This window comes from Pseudomonas sp. B611 (assembly GCF_055407965.1).
On the sequence record NZ_JBUZST010000008.1, the window covers coordinates 82,841 to 99,428 of the forward strand.

Here is a 16,588-nt window from a genome sequence, read left to right on the forward strand (position 1 = left end):
AGGCACTAGCGCAGCATGTTGGAAACGCTCAGGTCCAGCACCCGTTTGCCGATCATCTTGATCGCTTCCTCGACCCGCTCATCAAGCGCACCGCCATAGTTGATGCGGATGCAGTTTTCATACTTGCCGGAAGAGGAGAATATTTTCCCGGTGGCAATTTGTATGTTGTGTTGCATCAAGTAGTCGCTGAGCTCATAGGCCGACACCCCGTCCGGGAGCTCCATCCACAAGAAATACCCGCCTTGGGGCCGGCTGATCCGAATGCTCGGGTTGAAGTACTTGGAGATCCAACTGGTCATCAACTCGCGGTTGGCTTTGTAATTGGCGCGCATGCGCCGCAGATGGATCTGGTACAAGCCCTTGCCCATGAACTCGGCAATGGCTCGTTGGTTGGCGGTGGCCGTGGCGCCGGAGCTGGTGTATTTGATATGCAGCACTTTGTCGTAGATTTTCCCGGGCACGACCCAGCCCACCCGCAGCCCAGGCGCGAGTGTTTTTGAGAAGGAGCCACAGAGGATGATCTTGCCCTCGGTGTCCAGGGACTTGATGGTTTTGGGGCGCGGGTACGGGTACGTGAGGTCGCCGTAGGTGTCATCTTCGATGATAAAGAAGCCGAAGGTCCTGGACAGTTCCACCAGGGTTTCCTTGCGCTCATCCGGCATCACATAACCCAGCGGGTTGTTGCAGTTCGGGTTGACCAGCACCGCGCGGATCGGCCAGCGCTGCGCGATCAGCTCCAGTGACTCCAGGCAGATGCCCGTCAGCGGGTGGGTGGGCACTTCAATGACTTTTATGCCGCAGACTTTGAGGGTCTGTATCGCCCCGTGAAAGCTCGGTGACTCGACGACAACAATATCCCCCTGGCTGCAAATGGCCCGTATGGAGCACATCAGGGCTTCCTGGCAGCCGGTGGTGATGATGATTTCTTCGGGGTCGACCAGGCAGCCGGAATCGATAATCAGGCGGCTGACTTGCGCCCTTAGTTCCAGGTTGCCTTTGATGTTTTCATAGTTGAGCCCGTCCTTTTGCCAGCGTTTGGCTTCGTGGCTCAGGCTTTTCATCAGGGGCTTCAAGGTCGGTGTGTCAACGTGGGGCATGCCTCTGCCCAGTTGCAGCACCCGTTCGTCCGGGGTGCTGGTGGTCACCTTGTAGATTTCATCCCACTCGAGGATATCGAGGGGGTTCTTTTCGATTGCGCGCATGGTGGGCAACAGGTGCAGGTTCTGCCGGCGGGTGACGAAGTGGCCGGACTTGGGCGCGGGCGAGGCCAGGCCTTCTTCTTCCAGCAAGCGATACGCCTGTTGCACGGTGCCCAGGCTGACGCCGTGTTCCGCGCTCAACATGCGCACAGAGGGAAGGCGTTGCCCCGCCTGGTACATGCCCATTTCAATTCTGCTGCGCAGTAAACGGGCCAACTCTGAATACTTTGCCACTGATCCCTCACCGCTAACCTGTCCTGTGCGTAGTGGCATAGTCCTCCACCGCCCCGGTGGGTGGCAAGGGCGGCGGCGGTGAGGTGCCATCAGTGACTTTGCCAGCCACCTCCTAGAGCGGTCACTAAACCCACACTCGCTTGCAGTTGGCGCGTCTGCACCGCCTGCAAGGTCCGTTGCGCCTGCAAGGCGGCGGTCTGCGCCGTCACCACATCCAGGTAACTCACAGCGCCCGCTTGATAGCTGTTCATCGCCAAGGCCTGGGTGTGCTGCGCCGCATCCGCCGCTGCCTGTTCATCCTCGGCTTGCTGCTGCAAGTCGCGCAGTTGGGCGAGGTTGTCCTCCACTTCGCGCAGGGCTTTCAACACGTGGCTGCGGTACTGCGCCGAGGCTTCTTCGAATTCGGCCTTGGCCTGGCGCTCATTGGCGCTCAAGCGTCCGCCATCGAAGATCGGCAGGTTGACCAGCGGCCCCAGCGCCCAATAGCGATTACTCGCCGACAGCAGGTTGCCGACGCCTTGCGTCTGCCCGCCGATCAACCCGGTCAAGCTGAAGTCCGGGTACCACGCCGCCTTGGCCACGCCGATATTGGCGTTGGCCGCAAACACGCGCCGCTCGGCCGCCGCAATGTCCGGGCGACGTTGCAACAGGTGGCTCGGCAGCTGTGCAGGAATGCCTGGTAGCGCGAGCAGTTGCGCACTCGGCGCCAGGCTGAAGGTGCTGGCCGCCACGCCCACCAGTTCGCCAATCGCATGTTCGGTCAGGTTGCGTTGCCCGCGCACGTCATCCCATTGCGCCTTGGCTTCAGACAGTTGGTTTTGCGCGCGGGTGAGGTCCAGTTCCGAGGCGATCTGGCCCTCGTAGCGGCTGCGCGTCAGTTGCAGCGCCTGGCGAAAATCCTCCAGTGAGCGCTCGAGAATCCGCGCCTGCGCATCCAGCCCGTTGAGCTGCACATACAAGCTCGCCAATTGCTGTTGCAAGCTCAAGCGCGCCACCGCCAAGTCGTCGCCGGCCGCTTGCGCCTGGGCATCGCCCGCTGCGACCTGGTTGCGGATTTTGCCCCACAGGTCCAGGTCGTAGCTCAGGGAAAACCCTGCGGTGTTGCTGTCATAGACCGACGGCTGGGTGGTGCCGCGCAGGGGCCGCGAGTCCGATTGGCGTTGGCGCAGCGGCTGCGCACTGGCATTGATTTGCGGGAACAAGCCAGCATGCAGTTGGCTGGCATATGCCTGGGACGCGTCGAAGTGCGCCAGCGCCGCGGCCAGGTCCGGGTTGGCCTTGAGCAGTTGCTGTTGCAGTTCACTCAGGCGCGGGTCGTGGTAGAGCGTCCACCATTCGGGCGCCAATTGATCGGACGGTTGCGCGCTGTGCCACGGGCCGTCGCTGGTCTGTTCGCGATAGCCAGCGGGCAGGTCAACGCTGGGTACCTGGTAGGTGGGCGCCATGGAGCACCCTTGCAGGGCCAGCAATATCAGGGCCGCGAGGGGTTTAAGCCTTGGGCGCATGGGCACCTCCCGAGGCGTCGGCCACTTGCACCGGGTCACCTTCGCGCAGGGCGTCGGGCGGGTTGTCGATCACACGGTCGGCGGGCTTGAGGCCCTGGTCGATCACCAGGCGTTCGCCGAGGTCGAGGCCGATATGGATGCTTTGCAGGTGCACGTGATTGTGCCCGTCGAGCACGGCGACTTGCGTGCCCTCGGCGCGGAAAATCAACGCGCTGGCGGGAATGCTCACGCCATGGGTGTCGGCTGGAATCGGCAAGGTCGCTTCGGCGTAATCACCGGGCAGCAATTCGCCGTTGGGGTTGTCGGCGACGAACTGCGCGAGCAGGGTGCCGGAACGCCGGTCGATGGCGGTGGAGTCGCCGATCAGACGGGCCTTGAAGTGTTCGCCGGGATGTTCGGGCACGCTCAGTTCGGCTACCAGGCCGGGGTGGATGACCGCCGCGTAGTTTTGCGGCACCGGCACGTACAGGCGCAACTGGTGGGTATCGGCGAGGTTGAACAGCTCCGGGTCGCTGTCGGTGTCGGCCTTGATCAACTGGCCGATATCGGTGTTGCGTGCGGTGATGGTGCCGGCGAACGGCGCGCGGATCGTCTTGTAGCCGGCCAGCGCCGATAGCCGCGCATAATCGGCAGCGGCGGCATCGGCGTTGGCCTTCGCGGCGGCGGCGTTGGAGGTTTTTTCATCGGCCTCCTGACGTGATACCGAGTGGCTGGCCAGCAGGTTTTGCCAGCGCGCTGCGGTGGTCTGGGCCAGGCGTGCGTTGGCCTGTTCCTGAATCAGCCGGGCGTGGGTTTGCGCCAATTGCTGGTCGAGGTCCGGGCTGTCGATGTCAGCGAGGATTTGCCCGGCTTTGACTTGGGTGCCGATGTCGGCTTTCCAGTCCTTCAAGTAGCCGCTGACCCGTGCATGGATCGGCGCCTTGCTCCAGGCTTCCAGGTGCGCGGGCAAGCGCAGGGTATCGCCGGTGACGTTCTGTTGCGGTTGGAACACCAGCACGTGCGGGATGGCGGCGGTTTCCGTCCAGGCGGTGACGGATTGTTCATGCAATGTGCGAGCATGCAGGCCGTTGGCGACCAGCAGGGCGGCCAGGGTCAGGCCGCCGACACCCAGGAGCATCAGACGCTTGCGCGAGGGTTTGTGATCAGACGACATGTGGGGTTTCTCCGGCAACTGCGCGAGTAGGGTGACGGCCGTGGACCAGGCTGAAGACCACGGGGACAAACAACAGGGTGGCGAGGGTGGCGAAGATCAGGCCACCGATCACCGCCCGGCCGAGGGGGGCGTTTTGTTCTTCGGACAGGGCCAGCGGCAGCATGCCGATGATCATCGCCAGGGCGGTCATGCACACCGGACGGAAGCGCGTGTAGCCGGCCTCCATCGCCGCCTTGAGCGCATCGCCATGTTCGGCCAGGCGTTCACGGCAGAAGCTCACCACCAGGATCGAGTTGGCGGTGGCCACGCCCATGCAGAGGATGGCGCCAGTGAGGGCCGGCACCGACAGCGAGGTGCCGCTGAGGAAGAGCATCCACACAATGCCCGCGAGCGCGGCCGGCAGTGCGGTGATGATCACAAATGGGTCGGCCCACGACTGGAAGTTGACCACGATCAGCAGGTAGATCAGCACCACCGCGCCGAGCAGGCCCAGGCTCAAACCACTGAAGGCTTCGTGCAGCGCATCGATCTGCCCATGCAGGCTGATGGTCGCGCCTTTGGGGCGCATCGCGGCGGTGTCATCCAGCACTTTTTGCACGTCGCGCGCTACGCCGCCGAGGTCGCGGCCTTGCACGTTGGCGTACAGGTCCAGGGTCGGTTCGATGTTGTAGTGGGTCACCACCGCTGGGCTTTGCACCCGGGAAATACTCGCCACGCCGCCGAGGATCTGCGACTGGCCGTCGGCGCCGGTCACCGGTAGGGCTTCCAGCGCGGGCAGGCTGTCGAGGCGGTATTGCGGCGTCGCCGCGACGATGGAATACGACACACCGTTGGCCGGGTTGAGCCAGAAGGTCGGCGCCGTCTGCGAACTACCGGCCAGGGACGCGACCATGCTGTTGGTCACGTCGCGCTCGGTGATGCCCAGGCCGTTGGCGCGCAGGCGGTCGACATTGACTTGCAGCGAGGGGTAGCCGGTGGATTGCTGGATACGCAGATCGGCGATGCCGGGTACGTGTTGCAGGCGGCGTTCCAGCTCCACTGCGTAGGCACGGTTTTCGGCATCGTTGCGCCCGGAGATTTTCACGTCCAGCGGGGCCGGGGCGCCGAAGTTGAGGATCTGGCTGCTGATATCTGCGGGCAGGAACGCGAAGTGGCTGCCGGGGAAACGTTGCGGCAGCGCTTCACGCAGTTTTTTCACGTAGTCGGCGGTGGGCGCGTGGTCCTTTTTCAGGGTGACCTGGATGTCGCCATCCTGCGGGCCAATGGTGCCGCTGCTGCTATAGGCCATGTCGATGCCGCTGAGCGGGATGCCGATGTTATCGACGATGGTGTCGAGTTCAGTGCTGGGGATCACTTCACGGATGCGTGCTTCGATGCGGTCGAAGGCGGCGGCGCTTTCTTCGATGCGCGTGCCCAATGGCAAACGCACGTGAAGGGCCAGGGCGCCGGCGTCGGTGGCGGGGAAGAAATCCTGGCCCAGGCTCGGCAGCAACAGGAACGACGCGAGCACGCAGGCGAGGAAACCGACGATAAAACGCTTGCGCTTGCCCAGCACCAACAGCAGCAGGCCGTGGTAGGTGTCGCGGATACTCGAGAAGTGGCGCTCGAAACCCTGCTGGAAATTCAACACCGCTTGCAGCATCGCGTTGCGCGGTTTCTTGTGTTGCTCGCCTTCGTGATGGTTGATGAATTCATCTTCCGGGTGATGCCCCGCGCCTTGCTCCGGCGTGTGCGGCTTGAGCAGGAACATCGCCAGCGTCGGTACCAACGTACGCGAAAGGATGAACGAACTGGCCATGGCAAAGATCACCGCCAGTGCCATGGGGCGGAACAGGTAACCGGCAATACCTTGCAGCATGAACATCGGCACGAACACGATGCAGATGCACAGCAGCGAGACGAACGCCGGGCCGACAATTTGTGCGGCGCCGTCGAGGATGGCGGTTTTGACCGACTTGCCTTGTTCCAGGTGCCAGTTGATGTTTTCGATGGTCACGGTGGCGTCGTCCACCAAGATCCCCACCGCCAACGCCAGCCCGCCGAGGGTCATCACGTTGAGGGTTTGCCCGCTGACGGCGAGCAGTGCGATGGCCGACAGCACGGCCAGGGGGATCGACGCGGCGATGATCAGTGTCGAGCGCCAACTGCCGAGGAACAGCAGGATCATCGCACTGGTCAGCAGGGCGGCGATGATGCCTTCCTGGGCCACGCTGCCCACTGATTGCTTGACGAACACCGAGGCGTCGCCCAGCAACGAGGTCTTCAGGGACGGCGGCAGGGTCTCGTCGATGCGCGGCAGCATCTGGCGGATGCCGTCGATGATCGACAGGGTGGAGATGCTGCCGTTTTTCAGTGCCGGCATCAGCACGGCACGATGGCCGTCGACGCGCACGATGTTGGTTTGCGGCGGTGAGCCGTCACGCACATGGGCTACTTGGCCGATGGTGATCAGCGCGCCATCCACAGTCTTGATCGGCAGGTCGTTGAGCTCATCAATCGCCTTGGGGCTGTTGTTGAGCAGGATTGTGTATTCGTTGGGGCCGAGTTTGGCGGTGCCCACCGGGATGATCTGGTTTTGCAGGGCCAGGGCGTTGCCCACGTCCTGGGCCGACAAACCTTTGGCGGCGAGCGCCTGCGGGTCGAGGTCGAGGGTGATCTGGCGTTGCTTGCCGCCCATGGGCGTGGGCATGGCCAGGCCCGGCAGGGCGCTTAACGGCAGGCGGATATTGTTCTGCACCAGGTCGCGGATCTTCGCTTCCGACAGGCTCGGGCTGGAGAACGCCAGTTGCAGGATCGGCACCGTGGAGGCGCTGTAGTTGAGGATCAGCGGCGGTGTGATGCCCGGCGGCATTTGCTTGAGCACGGTTTGTGACACGGCCGTCACTTGGGCATTGGCGGTGCGGATGTCCACGCCGGGCTGGAAGAAGATCTTGACGATGCCCATGCCGGGCAGCGATTGCGATTCGATATGTTCGATGTCGTTGACGGTGGTGCTCAGGGAGCGTTCGTAGGTGTAGATCACCCGCCCGGCCATGGCATCCGGCGACAGGCCGTTGTACTGCCAGACCACGGCGACCACGGGGATGCCGATATCGGGGAAGACATCCGTGGGGGTTCGCAGGGCCGCCATTGGCCCGATGATGCAGATGAATATAGCCAACACGATAAACGTGTACGGCTTGTGCAGTGCGGTCTTTACCAGCCCGAGCATGCGTGAACCTCCATTGGAGCAGGATTGCAAACCCCGGCAGTCTTGCCCGACCCACCTAACACGCACCTTTCAGCCAGGTGAAGGAACATTTAGGGAGCGGCTGAAGATCGTTTCATATGTATTCATTTGTTCTACAAAGGGGCGCTCTCCAAGCTTGTGACCCATCGGACACGTCGTCCTTTTTTTGGAGCCCTGCCATGTCACTTAAACCTTTGTTGTTGATCCCCGCCCTCGGCGCTGTCTTGTTGTTATCGGCGTGCGCCGGCCCGATCCCCAAGGCGGACCCGAGCGAGGCATGGATTGGTTTGAAGGAAGAGGCGCCGAATGACCTGATGGCCGAGCGCCTGGATGGCAAGCGCGTGGACGACGGACGCTTTTTTGAAGTGCCACCGGGTGCCCATCGATTGGACGTGACGCTGTTCGAAGAGGAGCCAGGCGACGACAACCAGCAGGACTGCCAGGGGCGGGTCGAGTACAAGGATTTCAAGGCGGGTGAGCATTACACCCTGGTGGAGTCGAGCCTGGGCACCACCGTGCGTGCATCCCTGATGGATGCACACGGCAAGGAAGTCGCGGCGACCCAGGACTTCAACTGCATGCCTGGCTAGGCGTGATGCACTGCAGCCTTGAGGGGCTTGGCAGGTTTGACGACGTGGGGGTGATGGTGGCGGCGCGTGATGCGCAACACCCCCCACAACATGGCGCCGGCCACTGCCAGCCAACCGCAGACCAACAGGAAAATCGTTGTTGCAAGGCTCATACGGGCCTCCTTTCGCCCCGAGGGGGCATACACAGTCTTCTCAATGGACAGTCTAGCTACCTGGCGGTTGCCTGCTATTGACCAATGGTCGAGTCTGTCCAACTTCTTTGCTCTATCCCAGGCGCTTTACTGACGCTTGAGGCTATACCCGCGTGGCGCAGCGCCCTATGATCAGGACCCTTACCGGCAGTTGATCAAGAGAGTAAAAAATTGCGGTTACGGTCGAACGTGAAAACATCGTTGTTGCTGGCCTGCGCCCTCGGGCTTGCGGCCTGTTCCGGCAGCCCCTCGAAACTGCCGGGCCTGCCGGAACGGGTCGAACTCAATGGCGTGCCGACCTTTCGCAGCGAGGCTTATCAAAGTGGCCCTGCAGCACTAGCCAGCATGCTGTCGCAACAAGGCATTGTCATGACACCGGGCTTGTTGGATAAGCCGCTGCGCTTGCCCGGCGCCGAGGCGGACCTGGAGCGCAACATGCAGGTGCTGGCGCGTGAGTACGGGCTGATGGTGTATCCGCTGGATCCCCAGCTGACGGCGGTGCTGGCACAGGTTGCAGCCGGTTACCCGGTGATGGCGCGGATTGGCGGGGGCCTGTGGTCTGACGCACGGTACGTGGTCGTGGTGGGCTTCAATCAGCAGAAAAGCACGGTGCTGCTGCGCTCCGGGATGGACCGGCGCCTGTTGATGAGCTTCAGCGAGTTTGAATCGAAGTGGAAGAGCGCCGGGAGTTGGGCGATCCTCACCCAGCGGCCCAGTCAGTTGCCGGCCAAGGTCGATGCGCAGCGCTGGCGTGAGGCGGCGAATGCCACGGCCCAGGCCGGGCAGGAGCGGGCGGCGGCGCAGGCGCTCAAGGTGTTGGCGGAAACAAAGTAAGAGACAACACCTGAGATCTCATAGGGGAGTGGGCTTTGTGTGGGAGGGGGCTCCCACACAAGGCAGTTGCTCCCACATTCTTTTAGCGGCGCACTTCTGCCGCATTCGGCCGGTTCTTCAGATTCTTGTCAGCCTTGTAGCGCAACGCCACATCCGGCACCGAACCACTCTTGCCCGTCTCGACCCAATTGCGAATCCGGCTTGCATCGGCGAAGTGGGTGAATTTGCCGAACGCATCGAGGATCACCAGCGACACCGGACGGTTACCCATACTGGTCACCAGCACCAGGCAGTGGCCGGCCTGGTTGGTGAAGCCGGTCTTGGTCAGCTTGATGTCCCAGTTGGCACGGTTGATCAGGTGGTCGGTGTTGGAGAAACCCAAGGTGTAGTTGGGTTTGCGGAATGAAACGGTCTTTTCCTTGGTGGTGCTCAACTGGCTGAGCAACGGGTAATGACGCGCGGCGGCCAGCAGCTTGCTGAGGTCACGGGCGGTGGACACGTTGTGGATCGACAGGCCGGTGGGCTCGACATAGTGGGTGCTGGTCATGCCCAGCGCCTTGGCCTTGGCATTCATCGCCGCGATAAACGCCGGGTAGCCACCCGGGTAGTGGTGGGCCAGGCTGGCGGCTGCGCGGTTTTCCGAGGACATCAGGGCAATCAGCAGCATTTCTTTACGCGGCATTTCGCTGCCGATTTTCACGCGGGAGAACACGCCTTTCATTTCCGGCGTGTCCTTGATGTTGATGTCGATGTATTCGTCCATGTTCTGCTTGGCTTCCAGCACCACCAGGCCAGTCATCAGCTTGCTCACCGAGGCGATAGGCACCACCACGTCGGGGTTGCTGGAATAGATGACCTTGTTGGTCTGCAAGTCCACCAGCATGGCGCTGCCGGAGGCGATTTGCAGTTTGGACGTGTCACGCGGCGCCTGGGTGGTTTCGGCGGCGTGGGCGAAGGTGCCTGTAAAAACAAAAAATAGGCTGGCGATAGAGAGACGAATTTTCACGCGGATGAACTCGCTAAAAAGTAAGGAAATAACGTTGGTAAACGGGTTTTGTGACAAATGCCGTTACATTTTAGGAGTATGGATCAGAAAACGATAGAGAGCCTTTAAATAAAGGCTGTAAGACGATGATTGGTAGGGTTTGTACCGATTTTGTACCGGTTGGGAATGTGCAGTCAGGTGGCCGGTTCACGACGCATGCAATCGTACGTATTTGAGCTTTAATGAACACACCCAAAAACATCTGCAGTCGGGTGCCTGAAGTCATGGCTGGACGGCTCGACACTGCCTCACTCTGCGGACCCTCTTCACTGATAGCGGAGTTCCAGCAATGAGCAATAAACCAACGATTGTGCTTGTGCACGGCTTTTGGGGTGGTGCAGCGCACTGGAGCAAAGTGATTGTTGAGTTGAATCGCAAGGGTTATACGGCCATACGGGCGGTCGAGATGCCGCTGACCTCACTGGCCGACGACGCTGAACGTACGCGCAAAATGATTGCCCAGCAAAAAGGGCCGGTACTGCTGGTGGGGCATTCGTATGGTGGCGCGGTCATTACTGAAGCGGGCGACCAACCCAATGTCATCGGCTTGGTCTACATAGCGGCATTCGCCCCGGATGCCGGGGAGAGCCCGGGCGAGATCACCCAGCGCAACCTGCCCCAGGGCGCAGCGAACCTTGAGCCTGACAGCGACGGGTACCTGTGGGTAAAACAGGATAAATACCATGAGAGCTTCTGCCAGGACCTGCCGGCCGAGGAGGCGTTGGTGATGGCGGTGACGCAAAAGGCACCGCTTGCCAGCACGTTTGGCGATACGGTCACGGCGCCGGCCTGGAAGAAGAAGCCGTCCTGGTATCAAGTGTCCAGCGACGATCGGATGATCCATCCTGAAAACCAGCGGCTGATGGCGGCAAGGCTCAAACCCCGGGGCACGATTACCTTGGCGACCAGCCACGCTTCGCTGGCAACCAAGCCCGCCGAGGTGGCTGCGTTTATTGATGAGGCTGCGGTTGCTGCTTCGAGCGCCTGATCGTTGGGGTGTCGTGGCGCGTTTTCTGTCGACAATAAAAAAGCCCTGCGTGAGTGCAGGGCTTTTTCATGGCTGCCGGTTATCAGCCGTGCAGCGTTTCTGCCGCATACAGCGTGTTTTCCAGCAGGCAGGCACGGGTCATCGGGCCTACGCCGCCAGGGACTGGCGTGATCCAGCCGGCACGGGGCAGGGCGGTTTCGTACACCACGTCGCCGACCAGCTTGCCGTCTTCCTGGCGGTTGATGCCGACGTCGATGACGATGGCGCCTTCCTTGATCCACTCACCTTTCACCAGGCCCGGCTTGCCGGCGGCAACTACTACCAGATCGGCACGGCCGACGTGGCCGGCGAGGTCCTTGGTAAAACGGTGGGTGACGGTGACGGTGCAGCCCGCCAGCAACAGCTCCATGGCCATCGGGCGACCGACAATGTTGGAAGCACCGACCACCACGGCGTCGAGGCCGTACAGATCCACACCGGTGCTTTCCAGCAAGGTCATGATGCCTTTGGGCGTGCAGGGACGCAGCAGCGGAATGCGCTGGGCGAGGCGGCCGACGTTATAAGGGTGGAAACCGTCAACGTCCTTGTCCGGGCGGATGCGCTCCAGCAGCTTGGACGCATCCAGGTGCTCGGGCAGCGGCAATTGCAACAGGATGCCGTCGATGGCCGGGTCGTCATTCAGGCTGTCGATCAGGTCGGTCAGGGCCTGTTGGGTGGTGTCGGAAGGCAAGTCGTAGGCCTTGGAAATAAAGCCGACCTCTTCACAGTCTTTACGCTTGTGCGAGACATAAACCTGAGAGGCAGGATCGCTGCCGACCAGGATCACCGCGAGGCCAGGCGTGCGCAGGCCTTGCTGGCTACGCTCGGTGACTCGTTTGGCGATCTGCTGGCGCAGGCTGGCGGCGATTGATTTGCCGTCGATAAGTTGTGCAGTCATTACGCGTGATTAACCATCGAGAGGGGGAAGAAATGTGTGCGCATTCTCGCATGCCACGGCGTGAGGGCAAAGGCGCTTGGTCTGCAAATTGCCCTAACCCCTTAAATAAAATGAATTTTTTTCAAAAAAGATTTGACGGCTTTCCGAGGCGTCTATACTATTCGTCGCACTTGTCGGGCACAGCCTAGCACTGGTTAAGAAGGTCGAGCAGAATAGAGTGTTGTTCTGCAAGGCTGGAAGCACTTAGTTTGTAATCCTCCAAGAGTACAGATTAATAAGGCGCCCGTAGCTCAGCTGGATAGAGCATCCGCCTTCTAAGCGGATGGTCGCAGGTTCGAGTCCTGCCGGGTGCGCCATTAGGCAGCTTTGGCACAAGTAGCGTTAGATGGTGGGCGTAGCTCAGTTGGTAGAGCACGGGATTGTGACTCCCGTTGTCGAGGGTTCGATCCCCTTCGTCCACCCCATATTTTGAAAAGGCGCCAGATTAAACGTCTGGCGCCTTTGCTTTAAGAGCTTCAAGCGCGGATGTGGTGGAATTGGTAGACACACTGGATTTAGGTTCCAGCGCCGCGAGGCGTAAGAGTTCGAGTCTCTTCATCCGCACCAATTTCAAGGCGTCGCCCTGCCGCAAGGTGAGGTGAGGTTCAACAAAGAAGATGTTTGAGTTCTTTGTTAATGCAATATGGTGGGCGTAGCTCAGTTGGTAGAGCACGGGATTGTGACTCCCGTTGTCGAGGGTTCGATCCCCTTCGTCCACCCCATATTCGAAAGGCGCCAGATTTAACAGTCTGGCGCCTTTTTTGGTTTTAGCGGTGCAGATTTTCGGCGGCTGCAGGTTCTGGGTCGCAAGGCTAGGGCGCTTCATCGTATTTATGTGTCTCGATGATGCTGCGCTGCCTGCCAGCCCTGCTTGCAGGGTGGGCCGTCAGGGAGATGAATGGCGACCTCTTCTATATATAGAAGGGGCGGCGCAGAGCCCTGGCGTGATGGGATGTATTTGTCACCGGGGCGAGGTGCATCCGTGCCTTCGTACCGATAAATTGCCGGCTGTTTTCGGGCATATTTCCAGCAGGGTGACTTCTTGAGTTTGACCCTCTAGAATGCATGCCCTTGATTGGGGTCGGAAATGGCCGGCTAACGTCTGTGCAACGAGGAATATCCATGCAAGTTTCTGTTGAAAATACTACTGCTATCGAGCGCCGCCTGAGCATTACCGTGCCGGCAGAGCGTATTGAGACTGCGGTCAACAAGCGTCTGCAGCAGACTGCCCAGAAGGCCAAGATCGCTGGTTTCCGTCCAGGCAAAGTGCCAATGAGCGAAATCAAGCGTCGTTTTGGTGCCGATGCGCGCCAGGACGCTGTGGGTGATGTGATCCAGTCTTCCTTCTACGAAGCCGTAGAAGCGCAGAACCTGAAGCCAGCTGGCTCGCCTTCCATCGAGCCTAAGTCCCTGGAAGCTGGCAAGGACCTGGAATACGTTGCCGTATTCGAAGTGTTCCCAGAGTTCGAAGTTGCCGGTTTCGAAGGTATCACCGTAGAGCGCCTGAGCGCTGACGTGGCTGATGCCGACCTGGACAACATGCTGGAAATCCTGCGCAAGCAGAACACCCGTTTTGAAGTGACCGATCGCGCCGCTCAGAACGAAGACCAGTTGAACATCGATTTCGTAGGCAAGGTTGACGGCGAAGTATTCGCTGGCGGCTCCGCCAAGGGCACTCAGCTGGTGCTGGGTTCCAACCGCATGATCCCTGGCTTCGAAGACGGCCTGGTTGGCGCCAAAGCCGGCGAAGAGCGCGTTCTGAACCTGACTTTCCCTGCTGACTACCAGAACCTGGACCTGGCTGGCAAAGCCGCCGAGTTCACCGTGACTGTCAACAGTGTTTCCGAGCCTAAGCTGCCAGAGCTGAACGAAGAGTTCTTCGCTCAATTCGGTATCAAGGAAGCGACCCTGGAAGGTTTCCGCACCGAAGTTCGCAAGAACATGGAGCGCGAGCTGCGCCAGGCGATCAAATCCAAGGTGAAGAACCAGGTGATGGACGGCCTGCTGGCTGCCAACCCGATCGAAGTGCCTAAGGCCCTGCTGTCCAACGAAGTGGATCGTCTGCGCGTTCAAGCGGTTCAGCAGTTCGGTGGCAACATCAAGCCTGACCAACTGCCGGCCGAGCTGTTCGAAGAGCAAGCCAAGCGCCGCGTTGTTCTGGGCCTGGTCGTGGCCAAAGTGGTCGAGCAGTTCGACCTCAAGCCTGACGAAGACCGCGTTCGCGAAATGATCCAGGAAATGGCTTCGGCCTACCAGGAGCCTGAGCAGGTCGTGGCTTGGTACTACAAGAACGACCAACAGCTGAACGAAGTACGTTCGGTTGTGCTGGAAGAACAAGTTGTGGATACTGTTCTGCAGAAGGCTAAGGTGACCGATAAAGCGGTCTCTTACGAAGAAGCAGTCAAACCGGCGGAAGCAGCACAAGCCGACTGATTGTCCAACTCGTTGGAAATACAACCATAAGCCAGCCTCGCGCTGGCTTATGCGTTTTCAAGACATGACTATTTGGGAGTAACTGCAGAGCATGTTCCGTAATTCCTATATTCAGCAGAACTCTGATATCCAGGCCGCTGGCGGCCTGGTCCCGATGGTTGTCGAGCAGTCTGCTCGTGGCGAGCGCGCCTATGACATCTACTCGCGTCTTCTCAAGGAGCGAGTGATTTTCCTGGTCGGCCCTGTAGAGGACTACATGGCCAACCTGATCTGTGCGCAACTGCTGTTCCTTGAAGCGGAAAACCCGGACAAGGACATCCATCTCTACATCAACTCCCCAGGCGGTTCGGTAACGGCGGGCATGTCGATCTACGACACCATGCAGTTCATCAAGCCAAACGTGTCGACCACCTGTATCGGCCAGGCCTGCAGCATGGGCGCATTCCTGCTGACCGCAGGTGCCGAGGGCAAGCGTTTCTGCCTGCCTAACTCGCGTGTGATGATTCACCAGCCACTGGGCGGTTTCCAGGGCCAGGCATCGGACATCGAGATTCACGCCAAGGAAATCCTCTTTATTCGTGAGCGTCTCAACACGCTGATGGCCAAGCACAGCGGTCGCACCTTGGAAGAAATCGAGCGTGACACCAATCGTGACAACTTCATGAGCGCCGAAGCCGCACGTGATTACGGGTTGATCGACGCTGTGATCGACAAGCGCCCCGCTTAATATAAGCCGCTCAAAATAGGGCTGGTCGGCATGTCCGACCACTTGCGGGCTTGAAAAAGCCCGCATAAGCCTTCATCTTGTGTTGCAAGCCTATCGGATTTGGATCGAACGAATGACTGACACCCGCAACGGCGAGGACAACGGCAAGCTGCTCTATTGCTCCTTCTGCGGCAAAAGCCAGCATGAAGTGCGCAAGTTGATTGCCGGCCCCTCGGTGTTTATCTGCGACGAGTGCGTCGACCTGTGCAATGACATCATCCGCGAGGAGGTGCAGGAAGCCCAGGCCGAGAGCAGTGCGCATAAATTGCCTTCGCCTAAAGAAATCAGCGGCATCCTTGACCAGTATGTGATTGGTCAAGAGCGTGCAAAGAAGGTTCTGGCCGTAGCGGTGTACAACCACTACAAGCGCTTGAACCAGCGTGACAAGAAAGGCGACGAAGTTGAACTCGGCAAGAGCAACATCTTGCTGATCGGTCCTACAGGTTCGGGTAAAACCCTGCTTGCAGAAACCCTCGCTCGCCTGCTGAACGTTCCGTTTACCATCGCCGACGCCACCACCCTCACCGAGGCTGGCTACGTGGGTGAAGATGTCGAGAACATCATTCAGAAACTGCTGCAGAAGTGCGACTACGACGTAGAGAAGGCCCAGATGGGTATTGTCTACATCGACGAAATCGACAAGATCTCGCGCAAGTCCGACAACCCGTCGATCACCCGGGACGTTTCCGGTGAAGGCGTGCAGCAAGCCCTGTTGAAACTGATCGAAGGCACGGTCGCTTCCGTACCGCCACAAGGCGGCCGCAAGCACCCGCAGCAGGAATTCCTGCAGGTTGATACGCGTAACATCCTGTTTATCTGTGGTGGCGCGTTCTCCGGCCTCGAAAAGGTCATCCAGCAGCGTTCTACCCGTGGCGGCATTGGTTTCGGCGCGGAAGTACGCAGCAAGGAAGAAGGCAAGAAGGTGGGCGAGTCCCTGCGTGAAGTCGAGCCTGACGATCTGGTCAAGTTCGGTCTGATCCCGGAGTTCGTTGGCCGTCTGCCAGTCCTGGCGACGTTGGACGAGCTGGATGAGGCTGCTTTGATTCAGATCCTCACCGAGCCGAAGAACGCCCTGACCAAGCAATACGCGAAGCTGTTCGAAATGGAAGGCGTGGACCTCGAGTTCCGTACCGACGCGCTCAAATCGGTGGCCAAGCGGGCACTGGAGCGCAAGACCGGTGCACGTGGTCTGCGTTCGATCCTCGAAGGCGTATTGCTCGACACCATGTACGAAATCCCCTCGCAGTCCGAGGTGAGTAAAGTGGTGATCGACGAAAGCGTCATAGAAGGTAAGTCCAAGCCACTGTATATCTACGAAAACAGTGAGCCGGCTGCCAAGGCTGCGCCTGACGCGTAAGCGTTTGGCGGTTGCTTTACAAACAAGGGGCCTCTAGGGGCTCCTTTGTTTTTTGTATCAGTTTTAGCTGTAGGGCTTTTCCTGCGTT

General features: G+C 60.0%; 13 protein-coding genes and 4 tRNA genes. 10 read left to right on the forward strand and 7 right to left on the reverse strand.

The features are described 5' to 3' along the window. Positions 1-5: 5 nt before the first annotated feature. The 4 genes from ACZRMO_RS18545 to ACZRMO_RS18560 all read right to left on the reverse strand — a co-directional run bounded on the left by ACZRMO_RS18545 (position 6) and on the right by ACZRMO_RS18560 (position 7,302). Positions 6-1,433, reverse strand: a complete 1,428-nt coding sequence (locus ACZRMO_RS18545) for an aminotransferase-like domain-containing protein (protein WP_463973786.1) — start codon at positions 1,431-1,433, stop codon at positions 6-8. A gap of 89 nt (positions 1,434-1,522) precedes the next feature. Then, a complete protein-coding gene (locus tag ACZRMO_RS18550; RefSeq protein WP_463973787.1) occupies positions 1,523-2,938 on the reverse strand; it encodes an efflux transporter outer membrane subunit in 1,416 nt (471 codons plus the stop codon). Beyond that, the gene (locus ACZRMO_RS18555) at positions 2,922-4,091 is read right to left on the reverse strand and encodes an efflux RND transporter periplasmic adaptor subunit (RefSeq protein ID WP_463973788.1); all 1,170 of its coding nucleotides are present in this window, start codon (positions 4,089-4,091) and stop codon (positions 2,922-2,924) included. Before ACZRMO_RS18555 ends, ACZRMO_RS18550 begins: the two co-directional genes overlap by 17 nt. Continuing rightward, positions 4,081-7,302 carry an efflux RND transporter permease subunit gene (locus tag ACZRMO_RS18560; RefSeq protein ID WP_463973789.1) on the reverse strand — a complete coding sequence of 1,074 codons (3,222 nt, stop codon included), beginning with the start codon at positions 7,300-7,302 and terminating at the stop codon, positions 4,081-4,083. Before ACZRMO_RS18560 ends, ACZRMO_RS18555 begins: the two co-directional genes overlap by 11 nt. Before the next feature lie 197 nt (positions 7,303-7,499). On the opposite strand from ACZRMO_RS18560, the gene ACZRMO_RS18565 reads away from it, so the two are divergent. Further along, entirely contained in the window at positions 7,500-7,910 is a 411-nt protein-coding gene (locus ACZRMO_RS18565) for a PA0061/PA0062 family lipoprotein (protein ID WP_207043362.1), read from the forward strand. On the opposite strand, the gene ACZRMO_RS18570 is transcribed toward ACZRMO_RS18565, so the two are convergent. Continuing rightward, on the reverse strand, positions 7,907-8,062 hold the full coding sequence (locus ACZRMO_RS18570) for a hypothetical protein (protein ID WP_017736932.1): 156 nt from the start codon (positions 8,060-8,062) through the stop codon (positions 7,907-7,909). The genes ACZRMO_RS18565 and ACZRMO_RS18570 overlap by 4 nt on opposite strands. Before the next feature lie 210 nt (positions 8,063-8,272). Between ACZRMO_RS18570 and ACZRMO_RS18575 the strand changes: the two genes are divergently transcribed. Then, positions 8,273-8,935, forward strand: coding sequence for a peptidase C39 family protein (locus ACZRMO_RS18575; protein ID WP_463973790.1), 663 nt, complete (start codon positions 8,273-8,275; stop codon positions 8,933-8,935). A gap of 82 nt (positions 8,936-9,017) precedes the next feature. Here ACZRMO_RS18575 and pbpG read toward each other — a convergent pair whose 3' ends face one another. Continuing rightward, on the reverse strand, positions 9,018-9,941 hold the full coding sequence (gene pbpG / locus ACZRMO_RS18580) for a D-alanyl-D-alanine endopeptidase (protein WP_124528849.1): 924 nt from the start codon (positions 9,939-9,941) through the stop codon (positions 9,018-9,020). Between the two features lie 328 nt (positions 9,942-10,269). Between pbpG and ACZRMO_RS18585 the strand changes: the two genes are divergently transcribed. Further along, positions 10,270-10,968 (forward strand): alpha/beta hydrolase, encoded by a 699-nt coding sequence (locus ACZRMO_RS18585; RefSeq protein ID WP_463973791.1) that lies wholly within the window; start codon positions 10,270-10,272, stop codon positions 10,966-10,968. An 82-nt stretch (positions 10,969-11,050) separates the two neighbouring features. On the opposite strand, the gene folD is transcribed toward ACZRMO_RS18585, so the two are convergent. Continuing rightward, complete coding sequence (folD, locus tag ACZRMO_RS18590) at positions 11,051-11,905, reverse strand: bifunctional methylenetetrahydrofolate dehydrogenase/methenyltetrahydrofolate cyclohydrolase FolD (RefSeq protein ID WP_124528853.1); 855 nt, start codon at positions 11,903-11,905, stop codon at positions 11,051-11,053. A 279-nt stretch (positions 11,906-12,184) separates the two neighbouring features. Between folD and ACZRMO_RS18595 the strand changes: the two genes are divergently transcribed. The 7 genes from ACZRMO_RS18595 to clpX all read left to right on the forward strand — a co-directional run bounded on the left by ACZRMO_RS18595 (position 12,185) and on the right by clpX (position 16,500). Next, positions 12,185-12,261: transfer RNA gene (locus tag ACZRMO_RS18595), tRNA-Arg, on the forward strand. A 32-nt stretch (positions 12,262-12,293) separates the two neighbouring features. Next, a tRNA-His gene (locus tag ACZRMO_RS18600) sits at positions 12,294-12,369 on the forward strand. Positions 12,370-12,426: 57 nt separating this feature from the next. Beyond that, positions 12,427-12,511, forward strand: a tRNA-Leu gene (locus ACZRMO_RS18605). A gap of 79 nt (positions 12,512-12,590) precedes the next feature. Continuing rightward, positions 12,591-12,666 (forward strand) — tRNA-His (locus ACZRMO_RS18610). Between the two features lie 400 nt (positions 12,667-13,066). Next, positions 13,067-14,377 (forward strand): trigger factor, encoded by a 1,311-nt coding sequence (gene tig / locus ACZRMO_RS18615; protein ID WP_463973792.1) that lies wholly within the window; start codon positions 13,067-13,069, stop codon positions 14,375-14,377. A 91-nt stretch (positions 14,378-14,468) separates the two neighbouring features. Continuing rightward, positions 14,469-15,104: an ATP-dependent Clp endopeptidase proteolytic subunit ClpP gene (gene clpP / locus ACZRMO_RS18620; RefSeq protein ID WP_017736926.1), complete on the forward strand. Its 636-nt coding sequence runs from the start codon at positions 14,469-14,471 to the stop codon at positions 15,102-15,104. A gap of 112 nt (positions 15,105-15,216) precedes the next feature. Next, positions 15,217-16,500, forward strand: coding sequence for an ATP-dependent Clp protease ATP-binding subunit ClpX (gene clpX, locus ACZRMO_RS18625; protein WP_017136464.1), 1,284 nt, complete (start codon positions 15,217-15,219; stop codon positions 16,498-16,500). Positions 16,501-16,588 lie beyond the last annotated feature (88 nt).